Raw genomic sequence first — 20,830 nt, 5'->3', positions numbered from 1 at the left:
ATCTAATACGCTCGCCGCCAGCACGAGGCACGCCATGTCCGACATCACGTTCCCTCGCAGCCTCCCGACCTACTGCGCAGCCAGCCTCACGCTGTCCTGCCCCGCCACGGTCAACGGCAGTCCCACCCTGTATTCCGTCACCGCCGAGGCCCTCGAGGCCCATTTCGGCGCGCGTTCGCCGCGCGAGGAAGACCTGGTCGCAGCCTTCACCAGCAACCGCCAGCGCATCGAGCGCCTGGCCGAAAGCATGTTCGAGCTGACCGAGGCGCGCGAGATCGTGCTGCGCAGCGGCCATTTCCGCTTCGCCGGCTGAGTCCCGTCGGCTGCCCTGGCGTCCCCGATGGGGGCCACGATTTCATTCGGCCGTTCAGTCAGCCTTCGCCTCGCCGCGCACCAGCAGCACCGGCATGGTGGACTGGCGTATCACCGCCTCGGCCACGCTGCCCAGCACCAGACGGCGCACGCCGCGGCGTCCGTGCGTGCCGATCACCAGCAGGTCGGCGCCCCATTGGCACGCGGCCTCGTTGATCGAGGCCCCCATGTCGCCTGGCACCGGCGCTTCGGTCACCAGCCGGGTTTCATGCGCCACGCCGGCCGCGGCCAGCCGCTGCGAGGCGGCCTGCAGCGCGCGCTGCCCGCTTTCCTCGAACGCCTTCTGCAGCTGGCTCGGATCGTAGTACCCGGCATCGAACATGGGCGTGCCGGTGTCCACGACATAGAGCGCCAGCACGGTGGCGCCGCCCGGAGCCGCCACGCGTATGGCTTCGCCCAGCGCCAGGTCGGACGTGCTGCTGCCGTCCACCGCCACCACGATCTTGCTGTATGCCGCGCTAGTCATAGGAATTGCCTCCGTTGGAAAGGGATGGCGGCGGTAACGCCGCCTGACTTCGATACTACACGTGCGGCAGCCGCCACGAGGCGAGCGGGATCAAGCCACGGCCACGGTAGCGGCCTTCCCTTAAATTGACCGACCGGTCGGCATATATATAATAGGGCCAGCACTGCCCGCGATCCGGGCGGCATCCCGTCAGAGGAGACACCATGTACACGCAGAGTCTTGACCTGCCCGGCCAGCACGCCGATACGGCACCGGCCAGCGCGCCCCAGGACGAAGCCGCCCGCCAGGCCGCGTTCGACGCCTGCATGGCCGCCGACGGCAAGATCGAGCCGCAGGACTGGATGCCGCAGGCCTACCGCAAGACCCTGGTGCGCCAGATCTCGCAGCATGCGCACTCGGAGATCGTCGGCATGCTGCCGGAGGGCAACTGGATCAGCCGGGCCCCGTCGCTCAAGCGCAAGGCCATCCTGCTGGCCAAGGTGCAGGATGAAGGCGGCCATGGGCTCTACCTGTATTCCGCCGCCGAGACGCTCGACGCCTCGCGCGATGACCTGGTCGACGCGCTGCACAGCGGCAAGGCCAAGTATTCGTCGATCTTCAACTACCCGACGCTGACCTGGGCCGACGTGGGCGTGATCGGCTGGCTGGTCGACGGCGCGGCGATCATGAACCAGATCCCGCTGTGCCGCTGCTCGTACGGCCCGTATGCGCGCGCCATGATCCGCATCTGCAAGGAAGAGTCGTTCCACCAGCGCCAGGGCTTCGACGCGCTGCTGGCGATGATGCGCGGCACCGAGGCCCAGCGCGAGATGGTGCAGGACGCGGTCGACCGCTGGTGGTTCCCGGTGCTGATGATGTTCGGCCCGCCCGACGCGGCCTCGACCAACAGCGCCCAGACCATGGCCTGGGGCATCAAGCGCATCTCCAACGACGACCTGCGCCAGAAGTTTGTCGATGCCACGGTCGAGCAGGCCCGCGTGCTGGGCGTGACCCTGCCCGACCCCGGCCTGCAATGGAATGCCGAGCGCGCCCACTATGACTACAGCCCGCTGGACTGGGATGAGTTCTGGCGTGTGATCAACGGCGACGGCCCCTGCAACAAGGAGCGCCTGGCCACCCGCGTGAAAGCGCACGAGGACGGCGCCTGGGTGCGCGAGGCCGCGCTGGCGCACGCCGCCAAGGTGGCCGAACGCGAAGCCCGCGCCAGCCGCGCCGCGGCCTGACAATACGCCCGAGGACGGAGACAAACGATGCAACGCAAGGAATGGCCGCTGTGGGAAGTGTTCGTACGCAGCAAGCAAGGCCTGGAACACAAGCATTGCGGCAGCCTGCATGCCGCCGACGCGCAGCAGGCGCTGCACATGGCGCGCGACGTCTATACGCGGCGCCAGGAAGGCGTGTCGATCTGGGTGGTGCCGTCAGCGTCCATCACCGCGAGCGTGCCCGAGGAAAAGCCGGAGCTGTTCGACCCGATGGCCGACAAGATCTACCGGCACCCGACGTTCTACCAGCTGCCCGACGAAGTCAACCACATGTAAGGCCCGCACCATGACTGCGTCCCCACAGCCGACCGCGCCCGCCTCGCTCGACCACCTGCCGCCGGCACGCACTGCGGGCTTGCGCTACGTGCTGCGCCTGGCCGACAACGCCCTGGTCCTGGGCCAGCGCAACGCCGAATGGTGTGGCCACGGCCCGGTGCTGGAAGAAGACATCGCGCTGGCCAACATCAGCCTGGACCTGATCGGCCAGGCACGGCTGCTGTACGGCCGCGCCGGCGAACTGGAAGGCGAGCTGACCGGCCTGCCCCGCCATGAGGACGACTACACCTACTGGCGTGCCGAGCGCGACTTCCGCAACTGGACGCTGCTGGAGCTGCCGCACCGCGGCCCGCTGGCCGGCAACGCCGCAGCCGAGCGCGACTACGCCGTCACCATCATGCGCAACTTCCTGTACAGCGCGCTGATGGTCGAGCTGTGGGAAGCATTACTGGCCAGCCGCGACGACCAGCTGGCCGCGATCGCCGCCAAGTCGGTCAAGGAAGCGCGCTACCACCTGCACCACGCGGCTGGCTGGGTAGTGCGCCTGGGCGACGGCACCGAGGCATCGCACGCGCGCATGCAGCGCGCGCTGGAGCACCTTCAGCCCTATATGAACGAGTGCTTTGCCGAGGACGCGGTCGAAACCGAGGCCGCCACGCAGGGCATCGGCGTGGTCACGGCCACGCTGCGCCCGGCCTGGGACGCCACCGTCGCCGAGACACTGCAGGCCGCCACGCTGGACTTGCCCCAGGCCACGAGCTTTGTCTCGACCGGCAAGCACGGCGTGCACTCCGAACACATGAGCTACCTGCTGGGCGAGATGCAGGGGCTGGCGCGGGCCCATCCGGGCGCGCAATGGTAAGCGCCCGCTTCGGCGCAAAGGGTTGACCAACATGAACATCGCCGCCCTCCCCCTGCGCAACGACCGCGCCACCGACGGCCGCATCGCGCGTGCATGGGCGGCGCTGGGGGCGGTGCCGGACCCGGAGATCCCGGTGGTATCGATCCGCGACCTGGGCATCCTGCGAGATGTCCTGACCGCCGCCGACGGCGCGCTTGAGATCGTCATCACGCCCACCTATTCCGGCTGCCCGGCGATGTCGCAGATCGCCGAGGACATCGGCCGGGCGCTGGACGGCGCCGGGCTGGCGCCGTGGCGCATCCGCACCGTGCTGGCGCCGGCCTGGACCACCGACTGGATCACCCCGGCCGCGCGCGAGCGCCTGCGCGCCTTCGGCATAGCACCGCCGGGCCAGTGCGGCACGCCGGCCGCGGCGCAGCCGCTGCGCTTTGTGCCTCGCGCCGCCCGCGCGGGCGCGCCCGATGCCGTGGCCTGCCCGCGCTGCGGCAGCATGCATACGCAGGAAATCTCGCGCTTTGCCTCGACCGCCTGCAAGGCGCTGTACCGGTGCCTGGACTGCCGCGAGCCGTTCGACTATTTCAAACCTTACTGAGCCCCGCCGGGCCGAAGCCAGGCTGCCATGACTCCACAGTTCCATCCGCTGCGCGTGGCGCAGGTGCGCCCCGAGACCGCCGACACGATTTCGATCGCCTTCGAGGTGCCGGACGCGCTGCGCGACGCCTACCGCTTCACCCAGGGCCAGTTCCTGACGCTGAAGGCGCCGGTCGAAGGCAAGGACCTGCGCCGCTCCTACTCGATCTGCTCGGCCGTGCAGGACTACGACGCGCACGGCGAGCTGCGCGTGGCGGTCAAGCTGGTCGAGGACGGACTCTTTTCCACGCACCTGCATGATTCCATCGCCCCGGGCCAGGTGATCGACGTGATGACCCCCGACGGTCGCTTTCACGTGCCGCTCGATGCCGGCGCCGCGCGCCACTACGTGGCATTTGCCGCCGGCAGCGGCATCACGCCGGTGCTGTCGCTGATCCGCACCACGCTGCAGGCCGAGCCGCACAGCCGCTTCACGCTGGTCTATGGCAACCGCAACGTCGACAGCATCATCTTCTCCGAGGCGCTGGAAGACCTGAAGAACCAGTACCTGGCGCGTTTCACGCTCTACCACGTGCTGTCGCGCCAGCCGCAGGAGGTGGACCTGCTGCATGGCCGGCTCGACCATGCCCGCGTGACCGCCTTCCTGCAGACCCTGATCCCCGTGGAAGACATCGACGCGGCCTTTGTCTGCGGGCCGGCCTCGATGATCGACGAGTCCGAGGCGGCGCTGCGCGACGCGGGCGTCGACCCGCACCGCATCCACGCCGAGCGCTTCGGTGTGCCGCTGGCCCAGGCCAGGCGCAAGCCGGCCCCGGCGCACGCCGACCATGCCGGCACCGCCGAGCTGGTGGTGGTGCTCGACGGCAAGCAGCACAGCATGCGCCTGCCGCTGGAAGACGCCGTGCTGGACACCGCGCTGGCAGCCGGCCTGGACCTGCCTTTTGCCTGCAAGAGCGGCGTCTGTTGCACCTGCCGCGCCAAGGTGCTGGAGGGCCAGGTGGACATGGAAAAGAACTACACGCTCGAGCCGTGGGAGATGGAAAAGGGCTTCGTGCTCACCTGCCAGGCGCGGGCGCTGACGCCGCGGGTGGTAGTCAGCTACGACGAACGCTGATCCGGGCACGCCGGGGCGTGTGTATTCAGACAATTGCCGACATTGGCCAGCACCGGCCGTGACTACAATGGCGGCAGGCGGCTTCGGGCTGGCGCGATGCTTGCAGGACAGTGACCGGGCGGGCGGCGATCGCGCCTGTCGCACCGCCGCCGCGGCGGTGCCAGCGAACCGTCCACCCATATACAATCACGGCCATGCAATATATCCACGTCGTCAACGGTGATGTAGCAGGCACGACCCTGCGCCAGGCCCTGGCCCAGGCTGCGCGGCCGGACCCTGTCGTGGTGCTGCGCGACGACCTGGCGGTAGGCCCGCTGGCCGACATCGACAGCACCGGCCTGATCCGCTCCGGCTTCTGGCAGCGGGTCGCCCCGCATACCGACATCGATTTCGGCGCCGAGATGCGCCAGGCGCTGGACCAGCTCCAGGGACTGCGCCAGGACAACATGGAAGTGGCCATCTGGCACGGCCAGAGCGCGGCTGACCAGCTGATGCTGCGCCGGGTGGTGTTCCACCTGTACCAGGCGCCGCAGCGGATCAATGAAGTCGCCATGGACCTGCGCGAGCTGGAAATGCCCGCGCAGGGCAACCTGGCGGCGATCGGCATGTACACGCCCGCGCGGCTGGCGCGGCGCTTTTCCACCATCGCCCCGGTCTCGGTGCTGCGCCTGGGCCGCCTCGGCTACGAGTGGCAGCAGAACGTCAAGGAAAACGCCGACGTGCGGCTCTGGAAGGGCAACACGCTGGTGCCGGCGGCCTACCACACCATCGACGAGATCATCATGGAACGCGCCCCGTCCGAGTGGACGCCCGCGGCGCAGATGGTGGGCAGCGTGATGGGCGCGATCGAGGGTCTGCTGGCCAGCGACTGGTTCGTGTTCTGGCGCTGCCGCGAGCTGATCGCCATGGGCCAGCTGGTGCTGCGCGGCAATGCTGACTCGCTCGATACCTGCGAACTGCGCCGCCATCTCGGCAGCGGTGGCACCGGCGGCGAATAAACGAGAATATGGCCCGTACCAAGGCACCCGATTTCGAGGCGCAGCGCGAGCAGATCCTGGACCTGGCCGCCGCCGCCTTTGCCAACAGCAGCTACCCCAGCACCTCGATGGCCGACCTGGCCGCCGCCTGCGGCACCTCCAAGGCGCGGCTGTACCACTATTACGAGAGCAAGGAAGCGATCCTGTTCGACCTGCTGGACCGCTACACGCGCCGGCTGATGCTGCTCGTCACTGAAGTGGAGGCCGACGCCGAGCGCCACGCGCGCACCGACAAGGAAGCCTTCGGCAACCTGATCCGCGCCTTCCTGGCCGAGTACGAGACCTCGCAGACGCGCCATATCGCGCTGATCAACGACGTCAAGTTCCTGGCCGAGACCCAGCGCGACCTGATCCTGGGCCGCGAGCGCGACGTGGTCGCGGCGTTCTCGCGCCTGCTGCGCCGGGCCTACCCGGAGCGCGTCACGCGCGAGAACCAGACCGCGCTGACCATGACCATCTTCGGCATGATCAACTGGACCTTCACCTGGCTCAAGCCGGGCGGCCGGTTGTCCTATGCAGAGTTTGCCGAGATGGTGGTCGACCTGCTCGAAGGCGGCCTGCCCGGCCGGGCCGCGGCCGCGCGCTGACGCGGCGCTGGCCCGCCACCCTGCCGCTCACATCCACTCGGCCTCTTCGCGCTGGCGCCGCTGCTCGCGGTCCTGGCGGAACATCTCTTCCAGTTCGTCGCGCGCCTGACGCGCCAGCGAGACCAGCTTCTTCTGGTCGGTGTAGTGCGGATAGAAGCGGTCGATCGCCTGGATGTTGTGGCGCCGGAAACGCAGTGCCACGTTGCGGGCCTCGGCCGGATCGAAACCCAGCCCCTCCAGCACGCGGCGGCCCAGCATCAGCGAGCCCTCGAACATCTCGCGCTCGAACAGGTGCACGCCGCGGTCCTTGAGCTGGTAGACATGTGACACATGGCGCGCCCGGGCGTAGATCTGCAGTTCGGGAAAGCGCTGGCGCACGCGGTCGATCAGTTCCAGGCTTTCGTCCATGCCGTCGATCGCCACCACCAGGATGCGCGCGTCGGCAATGCCCGCGGCCTCCAGCAGGTCCAGCCGGGTGGCGTCGCCATAGAAGACCTTGAAGCCGTACTGGCGCAGGAACTCGATCTGGTCGGGGTCGTGGTCCAGCACCGTCACGCCCACGCCCTGGGTGTACAGCAGGCGGCCGACGATCTGGCCGAAGCGCCCGAAACCGGCGATCAGCACCGGATTGTGCTGCGGCGTGATGGCCTCGTCCGGGCGGGCCTTGCCGCTGCCCAGGCGCGGCGCCACCAGCCGGTCATAGGCCAGCAGCAGCAAGGGCGTGGCCACCATCGACAGCGCCACCACCAGCACCAGCAGGGCCTCGGTCTCGCGCGGCAGCAGGCCGGCGGTGCCGGCCACGCCGAACACCACGAAAGCGAACTCACCGCCCTGCGAGATCAGCAGCGCAAACAGCAGCCGCTGCCCGCGGGCGATGGCAAAATACCGCGCCAGCAGCGCCAGCACCGCGGTCTTGGCAACCACGAAGGCGGCCACCAGACCCAGCACCAGCCAGGGCGAGTGTGCCAGCACGGCAAAGTCGATCGACATGCCGACAGCCATGAAGAACAGGCCCAGCAGCAGGCCCTTGAATGGCTCCAGGTCGGCCTCGAGCGCATGGCGGTATTCCGAATCGGCCAGCAGCACGCCAGCCACGAAGGTGCCCAGCGCCATCGACAAGCCCACCGCGTCCATCATCAACGCAATGCCCACCACCAGCAGCAGCGCAAACGCCGTGAACATCTCGCGCATGTCGGTGCGGGCGATAAAGCGCAGCGCCGGGCGCACCAGGTAGCGGCCGCCGACCACCACCGCACCGATCACCGCCACCGCCTTGCCCGCCGCCAGCCAGCCGGCCGCGCCCGGACCCGCGCCTGCGGCGCCCTGCGTGGCCAGCAGCGGCAACAGCGCGATCATCGGGATCGCGGCGATGTCCTGGAACAGCAGGATGCCGAAGCTGGCGGCCCCCGCCGGCGTGCCGAACAGGTTGCGCTCGGTCAGTGTCGCCAGCGCGATCGCGGTGGACGACAACGCCAGTCCCAGGCCCGCCACCAGCGCCACCTGCCACGGCGCGCCCGCCAGCGCCGCGACCGCGCCGATCACCAGCGCGCACGCAGCCAGCTGCGCGCCGCCGTAGCCAAAGATGCTCCGCCGCAGCGCCCACAGCTTGCGCGGCTCCAGCTCCAGGCCGATGACGAACATCATCAGCACCACGCCGAACTCGGAGAAATGCAGGATCGATTCGACATTGGTCACCAGGCGCAACGCAAACGGCCCGATCGCCGCCCCCGCCAGCAGGTAGCCCAGCACCGCGCCCAGGCCACTGCGCCGCGCCAGCGGCACCGCCACCACCGCCGCCACCAGGAACACCAGCAGCGCAATCAGGAAGTCGTGCTGGTTCATGCCTGTCCCCCCGCCGGCGCGGCGCCGGTGCCCAGCCGCCCGCAGACGTGGGCGATATGCTCGGCCAGCGCCTGGGCATCGGCATTGTTGGCGTCGTGCAGCACCACCGGCGGGAGCCAGCTCATGCCGCACAGCAAGGCGGTCTGTTCCAGCGGCAGCAGGAAGTCCCCGATCGGGTGGCCATGGGTGCCGTCCGGCCCGTAGGAATCGGCGGTGCCGCCGGTGCTCACCACTGCCAGCAAGGACTTGCCACGCAGCGCAGTGCCGCCGGGGCCATAGGCCCAGCCTGGCTCCAGCACCTCGTCGAGCCACAGCTTGAGCAGCGCCGGCACGCTGTACCAGCGCACCGGGAACTGCAGCACGATGGTGTCGGAGACCGACAGCACGCGCTGCTCGGCGACGACATCGATGTCATAGTCGACATAGCTGCGGTAGAGATCGCGTACCTGTACCTGCGGCAGCGCGGCCAAGGCATCGGCCAGCGGACGGTTGACGCGCGAACGGCTGGGCGTGGGGTGCGCGTAGATCACAACGATTGGGGGCTCGGTCATCAAAGGCGATCGGCTGGGCAAGGGGAAGTCAGACGGACATGCGGGAGAACGCGGGATTGTGGCGTTGCACCAAATCCACATCCGGCACCACGCAACAATTCATCACATTTTCTCAAGCTTTTGATTTTATTCGATTTTTATTGATGCTGTGGTGAGACGGCGGCCTGCTGCGACGCGGGAAGCTTACGCCGAACTGACAATTCCACTACAATACTTTTGGCTGCGCATCAAGATGGTGTTTCCCCGAATTCTGCACCGAAGCAGGGAAAAGTGCCTGGAAAAACACCAACGCAGTGCTATGTTTATCTGTGATTGCACCTGGAAGGAAATAACGTGAATCCGCTCGAACTGAGCAAGGCCGTCGGCGCACTAACCGACGAAGATCTGCGCAAGGCAGCCGAAGCCGCACAGGCCACCCACCGCGCCACCGTACTGGTGCGCGAGCTGGCGGCCCACCACCGCTCGCGCCTGCTGAAGCATTTCCTCGCCCTGGGCGAGGAGGATCGCCTGCTCCGTTTTGGCCAGTCCGTGGGCGACCACGTGATCGAAGCCTATGTCGACAGCATCGACTTCGACCATGACAGCGTGTTCGGCGTCTACGACGACAAGCTCGAACTGATCGGCGTGGGCCACTTCGCCAACCTGCGCGACAACGCCCAGGGCCGCGTGGCGGAGTTCGGCGTGTCGGTGTCGGGCAGCGCCCGCGGGCGCGGCATCGGCAGCGCGCTGTTCGAGCGTGCCGCGATCCACGGCCGCAATACCAATGTGCGCACGCTGTACATGCACTGCCTGTCGCGCAACGCGGCAATGATGCACATTGCCAAGAAGGCCGGCATGAAGGTCCAGTACGCCTACGGCGAGGCCGATGCCTACCTGGAACTGCCGCCGGCCGACACCGCCAGCCGCCTGACCGAAGCGCTGGACGAGCAGCTCGCCGACCTGGACTACGCGGTGCGCCGCAACCTGCGCGACGCGCGCCGCTTCGGGCTGCGCTTCTGGCGCACCATGGTGCCGCAGAAGCACACTGCCTGAGTCCGCTGAACTCCCCCGGGCCCGCTCAATGCGGGTTCCACGCCAACGGCGCATCGCAACGATGCGCCGTTCTTGTTTGCGGCCTCAGGTTCGCCGTATCAAGCCGCGCCGCCCACCGGCAGCGCCGTGGTGTCCTTGATGCTTTCCAGCGCAAAGCTGGAGCGCACGTCGATCACCGACGGGTGCGCCAGCAACTGCTCCTGCATGAAGCGCGCGAAGTGTTCCATGTCTTCCACGTAGACCTTGAGCAGCAGGTCCATCTCGCCGGTCATGGCGTGGCACGCGGCCACCTCCGGCCAGACCGCGATCGAGGCGCGGAACAGGTCCAGCGGAGCCTTGCCCTTGGGCGCGCCGCCATGCTTTTCCAGCCGGACATTGATATAGGCCAGCAGGCCAAGTCCGATCTTGTTGGGCTCCAGCAGCGCTGCGTACTGCCGGATCACGCCGATCTCCTCCAGCCGCCGGATGCGGCGCAGGCAGGGGCTGGGCGACAGGTTGACGCGCTCGGCCACCTCCAGGTTGGTCAACCGGCCGTTGGTCTGCAGCACTTCCAGGATCTTCCGGTCGATCTTGTCCAACTCCACCTTGCTCACGATATTGTTGCTCCGCAATATGTTTATTGGCAATTTTTTTGCGCAAATTTAGCAAGCCGTGCACAAGTACGCAATTTTTTGTGAAATTACGTCCGATTCAGGGCCGATTCTGATGAGCCGGTAGCCTTATCGGTCACTCGCGCGGCAGCCGGTCGGGCTGGGCAGACCTGTGGGGTGGCGCCACCGCAAATCGCGGCCGCGCGCTCCGCCGGCCGGAAGCAGGCAAGGATGGTGCCAAGCCCGGCAAACAGGGAAGCGGCATTCTACGGGCGTTTGCGGGCGAGGTCAGATTCTTCCCAGTGCACGCACAAGGTGAACAGGCAAAGAAAAAGCGCGCGAACCCTAAGGCTCGCGCGCTTGGTGAGGCCTGGCAAGGTCCGCTGGCGCGGCCCTGCCTGGGCCGGTCAGCCGCCGCTGGTGGACGGGGCGCCCGGTGCCGCGGGCGCCGGCTGGCTGCCCGGTGCCGCCTGGCCACGCGGGCCGCGGTCGCCGCGGTGCGAATGGTCGCGGTGCATCTTTTCCATGCCGGCGCGGATTTCGTCGCGGGTCAGCTTGCCGTCGCGGTTGGCGTCGAGCTGGTCGAAGCGCTTGGCCAAGCGCGGCAGGCCGGCGTTGGCCTCAGCCTTGGTCAGCGCGCCGTCGCCGTTCTTGTCGGCAGCCTTGAACTTCTCGTCGAGCGCTGCCTGCATGCGCGCATGGCGCTCGGCCATGGTGGCCTTGCGGTGCGCGTCCATCTCGGCCTTGTCGATCTTGCCGTCGCGGTTGGTGTCGAGCTTGTTGAACCAGGCGTCGGCTTCCGCCTTGGAGATCGCGCCATCGCCGTCGGTATCGATTGCCTTCATCCACATGCCGCCACCGTGGTGGTGGTGGTGACCCATGCCGGGCTTGCCGGCTGGCGCAGCGGATGGTGCCGGGGCGCTGGCCTGGGCAAATGCGCCACCGGCGACCAGGAGGGCGGCCGATGCGGCCAGGAACTGCTTCAGGATCTGCGGCTTGTGATTGCGTTGCATGTCTTGCTCCTTTTCATCACGTTTGGCATGTACGGATTAGAACGCAGACGATGCGGGGAAGTTGGCGCTTTTAATACGATGTTACCGGGCTCACAGAAAGGCCCGCGCGCCGTAAGGGAACGCAAGCAAGCGCGAATATTTCGCGCCCGGAATCAGTCCTTCGGCGCCAGCTGGCCTTCGCCGGCCGCCTGCAGCGCCATCGCCGGCTGGTACTGGCGCGGATCGACCGGTTGCGGCTGCGGTTGGGCGGGCTGGGCCTGCTGCGCTGGCGCCTGGCCTTGCGGCTGCTGGGCCGGTGCGGCGGGCTGGCTCACCACCGGTGCCGGGGGCGGCATCGGCGTTGCCATCGGTGCCGCGGCGCCGGCGGGCGGCGTGGGCAAGGCACCGGCCGCTGCCGGTGCGCCGCGCGTGGCACCGGCCTGCAGCGGCAGCACGATTTCCTGGCGCACGCCGCTGCGCTCGATCACCACCGCACGCTGGCGGATCTCCGCCAGCCGGATCTGCGGCGACAGCTCGGCGCCGGCGCGCACCGCCTTGGGCGGGCCGCCATCGATCGACACGATTGCCGCGCCCGCGCCGCCATCCACCTCGGCCACCACGCCGATCAGCTGCACGTCGCGCGGGCCGCCCTGCGCCGAGCCGCCGAACAGCGTCGCGACCGCGCCGGTCTCGACCGCCTCGGTCTGGGCCACGCGCGCGCTCTGCGGCACCGGGATGGTACGCATCGCGCTGAAGGTCAGCACCCAGTAGGTGGCGAGCGCACACAGCGCGATAAACAGCACCAGGCTGGCCAGGCGCGGCAGCCAGGGCGCGGAGGCATCGAAGCGGAGCGAAGGCCGGAGGGACAGTTGCATGGGATCGGGACCCTGGATACCCACAAGGCGGGCAATGACGCGTGAGCGCAGACGCGCCAAGCGTACCAGAGCCCCATGACACTGTCTGCCGTGCCGGTGCCGCGCCGCCGACCCTTAGAGCAGGTCGTCGAGCAGGTCCGGCCCGAACACCTCGCGCTCGATATGCGCCACCGGCACGCCTGCGCTGACCAGCGCATGGCGCTGCGCCTGCATGAAGCCGAGCGGTCCGCACAGGTAGAAGCTGCCGTCGACAAAGCGCTGCAGGTCAGGCTGGCGCAGCAGTTCGGCCACCGGCATGGTGCCGGCGTGGTCGTAGTCGCGACCGGCGACGTCGCCCGCTTGCGGGGTTTCATAGCTGATGTGCGTGGCCAGCTGCGGCAGGCGCTCGCGCGCCCATTGCAGGTCGGCGCGATGGGCGTGGTGGCGGCCGTCGCGCGCGGCATGGGCAAACAGCACCTGGCGCTGCGAGCCTTGCGCGGCCAGCGTGCGCAACACTGACAGCATCGGCGTGATGCCGATGCCGGCCGACAGCAGCACCAGCGGACGGCGGCCGTCCAGCGCCGGCGTGAACTCGCCGAACGGCGCGCTCACCTTGAGTTCAGTGCCCTCCTGGGCATTGGCGTGCAGCCAGTTGGACACCGCGCCGGCCGGGGTGGTGCGGTCGCCGGCCTCGCGCTTGACCGAGATGCGCCAGGTCGGCAGCCCGCTTTCGGCAGACAGCGAATACTGGCGCAGCTGGCGCTGGCCGTCGTCCAGGTGCGCCTCGACGCTGATGTACTGGCCTGGGCGGAACGCACGCAGCGGCTGGCCGTCAGCGGCAGCCAGCGTCAGCGCCACCACCTGGTCGCCCTGCGCCTCGCGCCGCACCACGCGCACCGGCGTCAGCTCGCCGGCGGCCACGCCGGTGCGCTGGTACAGGCGCGCCTCGGCGGCGATCAGCTCGCCGGCCAGCAACCAGTAGGCCTCGTCCCAGGCGGCCAGCAGCGGCGGCGTGGCGGCCTCGCCCAGCACCGCGGAGATGGCGCCCAGCAGGTGGCGGCCGACGATCGGGTAGTGCGAAGGCGTCAGGCCCACGGCCGCATGCTTGTGGACGATGCGCTCGAGCACCGGCCCCAGCGCCGCCGCGTTATCGATATTGGCCGCATAGGCGAACACGGCCGAAGCCAGCGACTGCTGCTGGCTGCCGTTGGCCTGGTTGCCCATGTTGAACATCTGCGTCAGCTCGGGCCGGTCCGCGAACATCTCGCGGTAGAAATGCGTGGTGATGGCCAGGCCGTGCTCGCGCAGCACGGGGACGCTTGCATCGATATAGGGGCGGGAAGCGGCGGACAGCATCAGGAAACACTCCGTTTTAAATCATGCAAATTAAATGCATGTTTTTGCTCAAAATAAAACCGGCTCTCGCCGGCCCGCACGGACAGGATCCGCTCAGGCCGAACGCCGGTTCAGGAAATCGCGATGCAGGCGGATGATCGACTCGGCCGTCTGGCTGCCGGTGACATCGGCCAGCGTGACGTCGTCCAGGGCAAGGTAGAAAGCCTGCTCGGCCACGTCCAGCGCGCGCTTCAGGCGGCAGTTGCCGTTCAGCGCACAGGGCGGGTTGTCGCAGTCGATCACCGCCTTGTGCCCTTCCAGCTCGCGCAGGATGGTGCCGATGGTCAGCCGCTCGGCGCCGGGGCCCAGTTGCAGGCCGCCGTGGCGGCCGCGCGTGGCACTGATCCAGCCCAGCTTCGACAGCCGCGCCGCCACCTTGACGAGGTGGTTGTGCGAGATGCCGAACTGCTGCCCCACCTCGGCAATGGTGATCGGCCGGCTGCCGTCGCCACGGGCGACGTACATCAGCAGGCGCAACGCATAGTCGGAAAAGCGGGTCAGTTGCATCGTGACGCCATCTTAAAAAAGATGCATCCAGGATGCAAGTTATTTGACTGCCGGATGCCAGTTCTTAGTAACTGTGATCCGGATCAGACTTTGCCGAGGTGCCGAAGGGGCCGCCCATAAAACAGTCATGTGGCGCCGGTTATACTGACTGGCGAACCCGGCCCGACGCCCCCTCACCGGTGCGGGCCCAGCCATTCAAGCCAAGAGGTCCACCGACGATGCGCAGATTCACTCCCCAGATTGCCAGCCCCGCCCGTTCCGTGCGTGCCCGCCGTGCGCGCGGCTTCACCCTGATCGAGATCATGGTCGTGATCGTGATCCTTGGCGTGCTGGCGGCGCTGGTGGTGCCCAAGATCATGAGCCGTCCGGACGAGGCCCGCATCGTGGCCGCGCGCCAGGACATCTCGTCGGTCATGCAGGCGCTCAAGCTGTATCGCCTGGACAACAGCCGCTACCCCACCACCGAGCAGGGCCTGGCCGCGCTGGTGGCCAAGCCCACCACCGAGCCCGTGCCCAACAACTGGAAGGGCGGCGGCTACCTGGAAAAGCTGCCCAAGGATCCCTGGGGCCATCCGTACCAGTACCTGAACCCGGGCGTGCGCGGCGAGATCGACGTGTTCAGCTTCGGCGCCGACGGCCAGGCCGGCGGCAACGGCAACGACGCCGACATCGGCAACTGGGAATAAGCCCAGCCCCGCCGCCGCCCCCTGCAACCATGACCACGGCGCCGCGCCGCCGCGCGCCCGGCCCCCGGCGCCGCGGCTTTACGCTGCTCGAGCTGCTGGTGGTCATGGTGATCGCCGGCATCGTGATCTCGCTGGTGGCGGTCAACGCCTCGCCCAATGAACGGAGCCGCGTGCTCGACGATGGCCAGCGCATCGCGCGGCTGTTCGAGCTGGCGCAGGAGGAGGCGCAGCTTGGCGCCCGCCCGCTCGCCTGGGAGGGCGATGCCAGCGGCTGGCGCTTCCTGGAATCGACCCCCAACGGCTGGATCCCCATGCGTACCGACGTGTTTGCCCCGGGCCACTGGCGCCTGGCGCTGGACCAGGTCATCGTCGCCGAAGGGGGCCGCAGCACCGGCACCAGCAGCCCGCCCCGGCTGATCTTCGGGCGCGAGCTGATCGATGCCCCGCAGCGGCTGATCCTGGTGCGCGGCGATATCCGCGTGGACATTGCCGGCGACGGCAGCGGCCGCTATTTCGCCAGCACGCCATGAAACCCTGCCCTCGCGCTTTGCCCCGGCCGGCCCGGCGCGGGCGCCATGCCGGCTTCACGCTGATCGAAGTGCTGGTGGCGCTGACCATCCTGGCGGTCGCGCTGACCGCGGCGATGCGCGCGATGGGCTCGATGGTCGATGCCAGCGCGTCGCTGCAGGCGCGCATGCTGGCCGAGTGGAGCGCCGAGAACCACCTGGCCGCGCTGCGCCTGGCCAAGACCTGGCCCGAGCCCGGCGTCAGCGGCTATGCCTGCCCGCAGGGCGGCACGCCGCTGTATTGCGAGCAAGCCGTCTCGGGCACGCCCAATCCCGTTTTCCGCCGCGTCGAGATCGCGGTCTACCCGTCCGCCACGGACAAGTCCGTACGCCTGGCATGGCTGGTCACCATAGTCCCCAATGAAACCCGCAACGTGCTCTGAGCGCCGCCGCCAGCGCCAGCCCGGCGGCTTCACGCTGCTGGAGATGCTGGTCGCCATCACGCTGCTGGCGGTGATGGCGGTGATCGGCTGGCGCGCGCTGGACAGCCTGACGCGCAGCCGCGAGCGCCTCACCGACCACGATGCGCGCCTGGACGCGCTGAAGGTGCTCTACGGCCAGCTCCAGGCCGATTGCGAGCACCTGGCCAACCCCACGCTGCTGCAGGCCAGCCCGGTCGAGATCGGCCAGAACCGGCTGCTGCTGGTGCGCGACCGCCGCGACGAAGGCCAGCCGCCGACCTGGCAGGCGCTGTCGTACCAGCTCGACGGCAATACCCTGGTGCGCGTGGCCGCGCCGCCGGTGAACAGCCGCGCCGGCCTGCAGTCGGCCCTGCTGGCGCTGCGCCAGGGCGGCAGCAACACCGCGCAGGTGCGGCGCGTGCTGGCCGACGTGGACGGCATCAGCACGCGCGCATGGGTGGAGCCCGCCGGCTGGCAGGCCGACAGCGGGCGCATCCGCAACGTGCTGTTCACAGGCAACGCCGCCAGCGCCGTGGCCGCCTCCGCGCCCGGCGCCGCGCTGCCCAACACCGCGGTGCGCGCGGTGGAACTGACCATCTTCGCCCGCATGGGCGACGGCGATGCGCCGCGGCAGTTCCAGAAGATCTGCATGACCGGGCTATGAGGCAAGCCAGCCGCCCGCCTCGCCTGGCGCAGTTGCGCCGCCGCCCGCGCGGCGCGGCCGTGGTCACCGCGCTGCTGATCGTGACGCTGGCCGTGGTGGTGGTGTCCGGCATGCTGTGGCGCCAGCAGGTGCAGATCCGCGCCATCGAGAACCAGCGGCTGCTGGCCCAGGCCACCTGGATCGAGCGCGCCGCCGTGGACTGGGCGCGGCTGATCCTGCGCGACGACCAGCGCCGCACCAACGTCGACGAACTGGGCGAGCCGTGGGCGGTGCCGATCGCCGAGACACGGCTGTCGGACTTCCTCGGCGCGGCACTGCGCACCGACGTCGCGGGCGAGACCTCGTTCCTGTCGGGCCGCATCCTGGATGCGCAGGCGCGCCTGAACCTGGCCAACCTGGTGATATGGACCGCCACTGGCGGCGCAGACGGCCAGCCAGGCCGCGCGGCCTCGGTCGACCCGGCGGCGCTGGCCGCATACCGCCGCCTGCTGCAGACGGTCGGCCTGAACCCGGAGCTGGCCGAGACCACGGCGCGCTACATGCTGCAGGCCGCGCAGGGCGGCAATGCCAGCGGGCAGCCGGCGCCGCGCCCGCTGGACAGCGTGCAGGGGCTGATGGCGCTGCCCGGCTACACGCCGGAGATGGTGGCGGTGCTGGAGCCCTTTGTCACCGTGCTGCCCGAGCGCACGCCGGTCAACGCCAACACCGCCGAGGCCGAGGTGCTGGCCGCGGTCATCAACAAGCTGCCGCTGGAGCGCGCGCGCGAACTGGTGCGCCAGCGCGACCGCGCCCACTTCAACAACCTGGGCAACCTGCAGACCCAGCTGACCGCGGTGGCACCGCAGGCGGATGCCGCCAACCTCGGCAACCTGCTCGACGTGCGCACGCACTACTTCCTGGTCTATGGACTGGTGCGGCACGAGCGCGCCACCCGGCTGCAGGTGTCGCTGGTCTTCCGCGGCGAGCCGCTGGGTACGGCCAACACCACCCGCGTGGTCTGGATCCAGGATGCGGACCGGCTGCCGGACCTGCGCTAGGCGGCGCCCACCAGGCCAGGCGACAGGCCGAATTTGCACGCGCGGGCAACCGGGGAGAATGGTATTGACGCGGTTTAGTCACACAGGCAAGGTATGCTGCGGCGCTGGCGCGAGCGTGGCACCAGCCTACCCGCCGCCGTCCGGCCTTCCTGGCCGCCCGCCGGCGTCCCCGCACCCCGGCATGTTTCCGACTCCGGGGCGATCCAGGGCGCATCCCAACCGGCCATGCGCCTGCCCGAGCCGTTCCATTGACGCCAAAGCAAGGAAACCTTGAGCACCACCCTGTACGTCCGCCTGCCACACCGGCCGCATGACCAGCCGCAACCGTGGCAGTTCGGCACCCTGCCGTTCGCGCTGGTGCGCACTGCCACGGCCGATACGGCGCGGCGTGGCCAGGCCCGTGCGACGCCGGAAGTGTTGCGCGAAGGCCACGCCCGCATCGCTGACCTGCCCGCGGCCGAGCGCCTGGTGCTGATCCTCGCCGCCAGCGACGTACTGCTGACCACCGCCAGCGTGCCGCCGCTGCCGCCCGCCCGTTTGAAACAGGCGCTGCCCAACCTGGTCGAGGACGCGCTCGCGACCGAGGCGCAGCCGTGCCATATCGGCGTGGGCCCTGCCCTCGACGGCAGCGCCGCGCGCGGACCGCGCCAGCGGCTGCTGATGGTGGCCGACCGCGCCTGGCTGCGCGCCGTGCTCGACGCCTTTGCCGAGCACCGCCACCGGCGCCGCCATGTGCTGGCCGCGCAGCTGTGCGTGCCGCTGGCTTCCGCCGCTGAAGCCGGCACCGAGCCGTCACTGGCGAGCGCCGACGCGCCGCCGCCGGCGGCCGCGCTGGTGGTCGAAGCCGCCGCCAGCGCCCTCGCCCGGAGCGGCGAGTTGGGCGATGAGTTAGGCGGCGAGCTGCCCGGCACCGGCTCCAACGCCGCGCGCCAGTGGCAACTGACCGTACGCACCGGCGCACACGCCGGCTACGGGTTGCTGCTGGGCGACGATGCCCTGGCCGCGTGGCAGGCGCTTGCACCCGCCGGCACCTGGTATGCCGATGCCGACGCTGCCGCCGCGGCGCCGGTGCCCGACCTGCGCCAGGCCGCCCGCGCCAGCTGGCAGCTGTGGATCGAAGGCGCGCAGGAATGCCTGCGCGAGCCGGCGCTGGACCTGGCGCAGTTTGAATTCGCGCAGGGCCGGGCCGACCGCTGGAACCTGGTGGCATGGCGCGTGCCGCTGGCATTGCTGGCGGGCATCGTGCTGGTGCAGGTCATTGGCATGAACACGCACTGGCTGCTGTTGCGGCGCGAGCAGCAGCGGCTGGAAGCCGCGCAGCTGCAGGCGCTGCGCGGCGCCTTCCCGCAGATCCAGACCGTGCTCGACGCGCCGCTGCAGATGCGGCGGCAGGTCGAGCAGCTGCGCACCGCCAGCGGCCGCAGCACGCCGGAAGACTTCCTGCCGCTGGCCGACCGCTTTGCCCAGGCCGCGCGCAGGCTGCCGCCCGACGCGCTGCAGGCGCTGGAGTACCGCGGCCGCATGCTGGTGGTGACGCTCAAGCCGGGCACGGACACGGCCGGACTGCGCAGCGCCGCGCGCCAGGCCGGGCTGCAGATGGAAGAAGACAAGGCCGGAGGTGCCGCTGGCAGTACCAGCAGCAGCGCAGGCACCCCGGTGACGCCCGGCTCGCGCTGGACCGTCAGGCCCGGCCTGTAAGCGGGCCCACCAGCAAGCATGAATCCGATGAAAGACACAGCCCGAAGCCAGACGCCACGCACCAGCCGGCCAGGCGCGACCTCTGCGCTGCGCACGCGCCTGGCGCGGCTGCGCCCGTCCGTGCCGCAGGCGTGGCAGGAGCGCTTCAACGCCTTCTGGTCGGCGCGCAACCCGCGCGAACAGGCCATCCTGGCCGGCGGCGGCGCCCTGCTGGCGCTGGTGATCGGCTACCTGGTGCTGTGGGAACCGGCCGCCGACGGCCGCGAGCGCCTGGCGCGCAACCTGCCCAAGCTGCGCGCCGACCTGGCCGAAATGGAATCCCTGGCGCAGGAAGCCCGCGGCCTGAAGGCCACGCCGGCGCCGGCGCTGCGCGGCGACGCGCTCACGCAGGCGCTGCAGGACAGCCTGGGCCAGCACGGCCTGAAGGCGACCCGGCTGGCCGCCGGCGCCGACAACAGCGTGCAGGTGCAGCTGGACAAGGTGCCGTTCGGCGCGGTCAGCGGCTGGCTGCAGGACGTGCGCCAGCAGCAGCGCATGAAGGTGATCGACGCCCGTATCGTCTATGTCGGCGCCACGGCGCTGGTGAACGTCAGCGCGACCCTGCAGGGTCCGGGCGGCCGCAGCTGATGGTACGGCTGGAAACGCTGCGCCTGCCGCGCCGCAAGCTGCGCCAGCCGGCCGCAGGGCGGCGCCTGCGCTGGCTGGGGCTTGGCCTGGCGAGCGCCGCGGTGACCGTGGTGGCGATGCTGCCGGCGGCATGGATCGCCGCGCGCGTGGCCACGCAGACGCAGGGACGGGTACTGCTGGCCGATGCCAGCGGCTCGCTCTGGCATGGCAGCGCCACGCTGGCGCTGTCGGCCGGCGCCGGCAGCCAGACCGCGACCGTGCTGCCGGGCCGACTGCAATGGACGCTGGCGTTCTGGCCGCTGCTGGGCGGCAGCGCGCGCCTGGTGGTGAGCCACTCCGAGGCCATGGCCGCGCCGGTCGCCATCACCGTGACACCCGGCGGCTGGAGCGCACAGGCAGGCGCCATGCGGCTGCCCGCGGCGCTGCTCGAAGGCATCGGCGCGCCGTTCAATACGCTGCGCCCGGACGGCCTGATGCGCGTGGACTGGTCCACGCTGCAGGGCCGCTTTTCGGGCCAGGGCATGAGCGGCCATATGACGCTGCGCATCGAACAGGTGTCGTCGGCCGTGAGCCGGCTGCGCCCGCTGGGCAGCTACCGCGCCGAGCTCGACTGGACCGGCGAGGGCGGCGGCAAGCTGCAGCTGAGCACCATCGCCGGGCCGCTGCACCTGGAGGGCAGCGGCACGCTGGGGCGGCAGGCGCGCTTCGAGGGCACCGCGCACGCCGAGCCCGAAGCGGCAACCCAACTGACCAGCCTGCTGAGCCTGCTGGGACGACGAGACAACCATGTGACAAGGCTGCGCTTCTGATGCCAGGCCAAT

The 20,830-nt window shown here is 69.6% G+C and carries 25 protein-coding genes; 17 read left to right on the top strand and 8 right to left on the bottom strand.

Annotated features, from left to right (window positions below):
• Positions 1-34 precede the first annotated feature (34 nt).
• Complete coding sequence (locus AC1Q6V_RS26140; RefSeq protein WP_010813472.1) at positions 35-313, top strand: DUF1488 family protein; 279 nt, start codon at positions 35-37, stop codon at positions 311-313.
• A gap of 54 nt (positions 314-367) precedes the next feature.
• On the opposite strand, the gene AC1Q6V_RS26135 is transcribed toward AC1Q6V_RS26140, so the two are convergent.
• The gene (locus AC1Q6V_RS26135; protein ID WP_454749976.1) at positions 368-838 is read right to left on the bottom strand and encodes a universal stress protein; all 471 of its coding nucleotides are present in this window, start codon (positions 836-838) and stop codon (positions 368-370) included.
• A gap of 203 nt (positions 839-1,041) precedes the next feature.
• Between AC1Q6V_RS26135 and paaA the strand changes: the two genes are divergently transcribed.
• The 7 genes from paaA (at position 1,042) to AC1Q6V_RS26100 (ending at position 6,567) form a co-directional block, all read left to right on the top strand.
• The gene (paaA, locus tag AC1Q6V_RS26130; protein WP_010813470.1) at positions 1,042-2,061 is read left to right on the top strand and encodes a 1,2-phenylacetyl-CoA epoxidase subunit PaaA; all 1,020 of its coding nucleotides are present in this window, start codon (positions 1,042-1,044) and stop codon (positions 2,059-2,061) included.
• Positions 2,062-2,088: 27 nt separating this feature from the next.
• Positions 2,089-2,376 carry a 1,2-phenylacetyl-CoA epoxidase subunit PaaB gene (paaB, locus tag AC1Q6V_RS26125; RefSeq protein ID WP_010813469.1) on the top strand — a complete coding sequence of 96 codons (288 nt, stop codon included), beginning with the start codon at positions 2,089-2,091 and terminating at the stop codon, positions 2,374-2,376.
• Between the two features lie 10 nt (positions 2,377-2,386).
• A complete protein-coding gene (paaC, locus tag AC1Q6V_RS26120) occupies positions 2,387-3,238 on the top strand; it encodes a 1,2-phenylacetyl-CoA epoxidase subunit PaaC (RefSeq protein ID WP_454749977.1) in 852 nt (283 codons plus the stop codon).
• Between the two features lie 31 nt (positions 3,239-3,269).
• Positions 3,270-3,830 (top strand): 1,2-phenylacetyl-CoA epoxidase subunit PaaD, encoded by a 561-nt coding sequence (gene paaD / locus AC1Q6V_RS26115; RefSeq protein ID WP_011616170.1) that lies wholly within the window; start codon positions 3,270-3,272, stop codon positions 3,828-3,830.
• Positions 3,831-3,857: 27 nt separating this feature from the next.
• The gene (gene paaE, locus AC1Q6V_RS26110) at positions 3,858-4,943 is read left to right on the top strand and encodes a 1,2-phenylacetyl-CoA epoxidase subunit PaaE (RefSeq protein WP_011616171.1); all 1,086 of its coding nucleotides are present in this window, start codon (positions 3,858-3,860) and stop codon (positions 4,941-4,943) included.
• A 194-nt stretch (positions 4,944-5,137) separates the two neighbouring features.
• On the top strand, positions 5,138-5,941 hold the full coding sequence (locus tag AC1Q6V_RS26105; RefSeq protein WP_010813465.1) for a DUF1835 domain-containing protein: 804 nt from the start codon (positions 5,138-5,140) through the stop codon (positions 5,939-5,941).
• Between the two features lie 8 nt (positions 5,942-5,949).
• A complete protein-coding gene (locus tag AC1Q6V_RS26100) occupies positions 5,950-6,567 on the top strand; it encodes a TetR/AcrR family transcriptional regulator (protein ID WP_010813464.1) in 618 nt (205 codons plus the stop codon).
• Positions 6,568-6,594: 27 nt separating this feature from the next.
• On the opposite strand, the gene kefC is transcribed toward AC1Q6V_RS26100, so the two are convergent.
• On the bottom strand, positions 6,595-8,409 hold the full coding sequence (gene kefC, locus AC1Q6V_RS26095; protein WP_010813463.1) for a glutathione-regulated potassium-efflux system protein KefC: 1,815 nt from the start codon (positions 8,407-8,409) through the stop codon (positions 6,595-6,597).
• Positions 8,406-8,960, bottom strand: coding sequence for a glutathione-regulated potassium-efflux system oxidoreductase KefF (gene kefF, locus AC1Q6V_RS26090; protein ID WP_010813462.1), 555 nt, complete (start codon positions 8,958-8,960; stop codon positions 8,406-8,408). The genes kefC and kefF overlap by 4 nt, the downstream gene beginning before the upstream one ends.
• 333 nt (positions 8,961-9,293) lie before the next feature.
• Between kefF and AC1Q6V_RS26085 the strand changes: the two genes are divergently transcribed.
• Positions 9,294-9,992 carry a GNAT family N-acetyltransferase gene (locus AC1Q6V_RS26085; protein WP_010813461.1) on the top strand — a complete coding sequence of 233 codons (699 nt, stop codon included), beginning with the start codon at positions 9,294-9,296 and terminating at the stop codon, positions 9,990-9,992.
• A 98-nt stretch (positions 9,993-10,090) separates the two neighbouring features.
• Here the strand turns inward: AC1Q6V_RS26085 and AC1Q6V_RS26080 are convergent, their stop codons facing one another.
• The 5 genes from AC1Q6V_RS26080 to AC1Q6V_RS26060 all read right to left on the bottom strand — a co-directional run bounded on the left by AC1Q6V_RS26080 (position 10,091) and on the right by AC1Q6V_RS26060 (position 14,330).
• Complete coding sequence (locus AC1Q6V_RS26080; protein WP_010813460.1) at positions 10,091-10,585, bottom strand: Lrp/AsnC family transcriptional regulator; 495 nt, start codon at positions 10,583-10,585, stop codon at positions 10,091-10,093.
• 404 nt (positions 10,586-10,989) lie between these two features.
• A complete protein-coding gene (locus AC1Q6V_RS26075; RefSeq protein WP_454749978.1) occupies positions 10,990-11,595 on the bottom strand; it encodes an EF-hand domain-containing protein in 606 nt (201 codons plus the stop codon).
• Between the two features lie 152 nt (positions 11,596-11,747).
• The gene (locus AC1Q6V_RS26070) at positions 11,748-12,449 is read right to left on the bottom strand and encodes a type II secretion system protein N (protein WP_454749979.1); all 702 of its coding nucleotides are present in this window, start codon (positions 12,447-12,449) and stop codon (positions 11,748-11,750) included.
• Between the two features lie 114 nt (positions 12,450-12,563).
• On the bottom strand, positions 12,564-13,784 hold the full coding sequence (locus AC1Q6V_RS26065; protein WP_058698120.1) for a globin domain-containing protein: 1,221 nt from the start codon (positions 13,782-13,784) through the stop codon (positions 12,564-12,566).
• A gap of 93 nt (positions 13,785-13,877) precedes the next feature.
• Positions 13,878-14,330, bottom strand: a complete 453-nt coding sequence (locus tag AC1Q6V_RS26060) for an RrF2 family transcriptional regulator (RefSeq protein ID WP_011616177.1) — start codon at positions 14,328-14,330, stop codon at positions 13,878-13,880.
• Positions 14,331-14,548: 218 nt separating this feature from the next.
• Between AC1Q6V_RS26060 and gspG the strand changes: the two genes are divergently transcribed.
• From gspG to AC1Q6V_RS26020, 8 genes are all read left to right on the top strand, one after another.
• Positions 14,549-15,016, top strand: a complete 468-nt coding sequence (gspG, locus tag AC1Q6V_RS26055) for a type II secretion system major pseudopilin GspG (protein ID WP_010813455.1) — start codon at positions 14,549-14,551, stop codon at positions 15,014-15,016.
• A gap of 29 nt (positions 15,017-15,045) precedes the next feature.
• Positions 15,046-15,546 (top strand): GspH/FimT family pseudopilin, encoded by a 501-nt coding sequence (locus AC1Q6V_RS26050; RefSeq protein ID WP_010813454.1) that lies wholly within the window; start codon positions 15,046-15,048, stop codon positions 15,544-15,546.
• A complete protein-coding gene (gene gspI / locus AC1Q6V_RS26045) occupies positions 15,543-15,965 on the top strand; it encodes a type II secretion system minor pseudopilin GspI (protein WP_011616178.1) in 423 nt (140 codons plus the stop codon). Before AC1Q6V_RS26050 ends, gspI begins: the two co-directional genes overlap by 4 nt.
• Positions 15,943-16,647 carry a PulJ/GspJ family protein gene (locus tag AC1Q6V_RS26040; RefSeq protein ID WP_011616179.1) on the top strand — a complete coding sequence of 235 codons (705 nt, stop codon included), beginning with the start codon at positions 15,943-15,945 and terminating at the stop codon, positions 16,645-16,647. The genes gspI and AC1Q6V_RS26040 overlap by 23 nt, the downstream gene beginning before the upstream one ends.
• Positions 16,644-17,684 (top strand): type II secretion system minor pseudopilin GspK, encoded by a 1,041-nt coding sequence (gene gspK, locus AC1Q6V_RS26035; protein WP_454749980.1) that lies wholly within the window; start codon positions 16,644-16,646, stop codon positions 17,682-17,684. The genes AC1Q6V_RS26040 and gspK overlap by 4 nt, the downstream gene beginning before the upstream one ends.
• 270 nt (positions 17,685-17,954) lie before the next feature.
• Positions 17,955-19,382 carry a type II secretion system protein GspL gene (gspL, locus tag AC1Q6V_RS26030; RefSeq protein ID WP_454749981.1) on the top strand — a complete coding sequence of 476 codons (1,428 nt, stop codon included), beginning with the start codon at positions 17,955-17,957 and terminating at the stop codon, positions 19,380-19,382.
• A gap of 18 nt (positions 19,383-19,400) precedes the next feature.
• Complete coding sequence (locus AC1Q6V_RS26025) at positions 19,401-20,009, top strand: type II secretion system protein M (protein WP_011616182.1); 609 nt, start codon at positions 19,401-19,403, stop codon at positions 20,007-20,009.
• Complete coding sequence (locus AC1Q6V_RS26020; RefSeq protein ID WP_010813448.1) at positions 20,009-20,818, top strand: type II secretion system protein N; 810 nt, start codon at positions 20,009-20,011, stop codon at positions 20,816-20,818. The genes AC1Q6V_RS26025 and AC1Q6V_RS26020 overlap by 1 nt, the downstream gene beginning before the upstream one ends.
• Positions 20,819-20,830 lie beyond the last annotated feature (12 nt).

This window comes from Cupriavidus sp. GW823-FHT07B10 (assembly GCF_058794355.1).
Note: the sequence above shows the minus strand (reverse complement) of the source record. Positions and strands in the feature narration are given on the sequence as shown.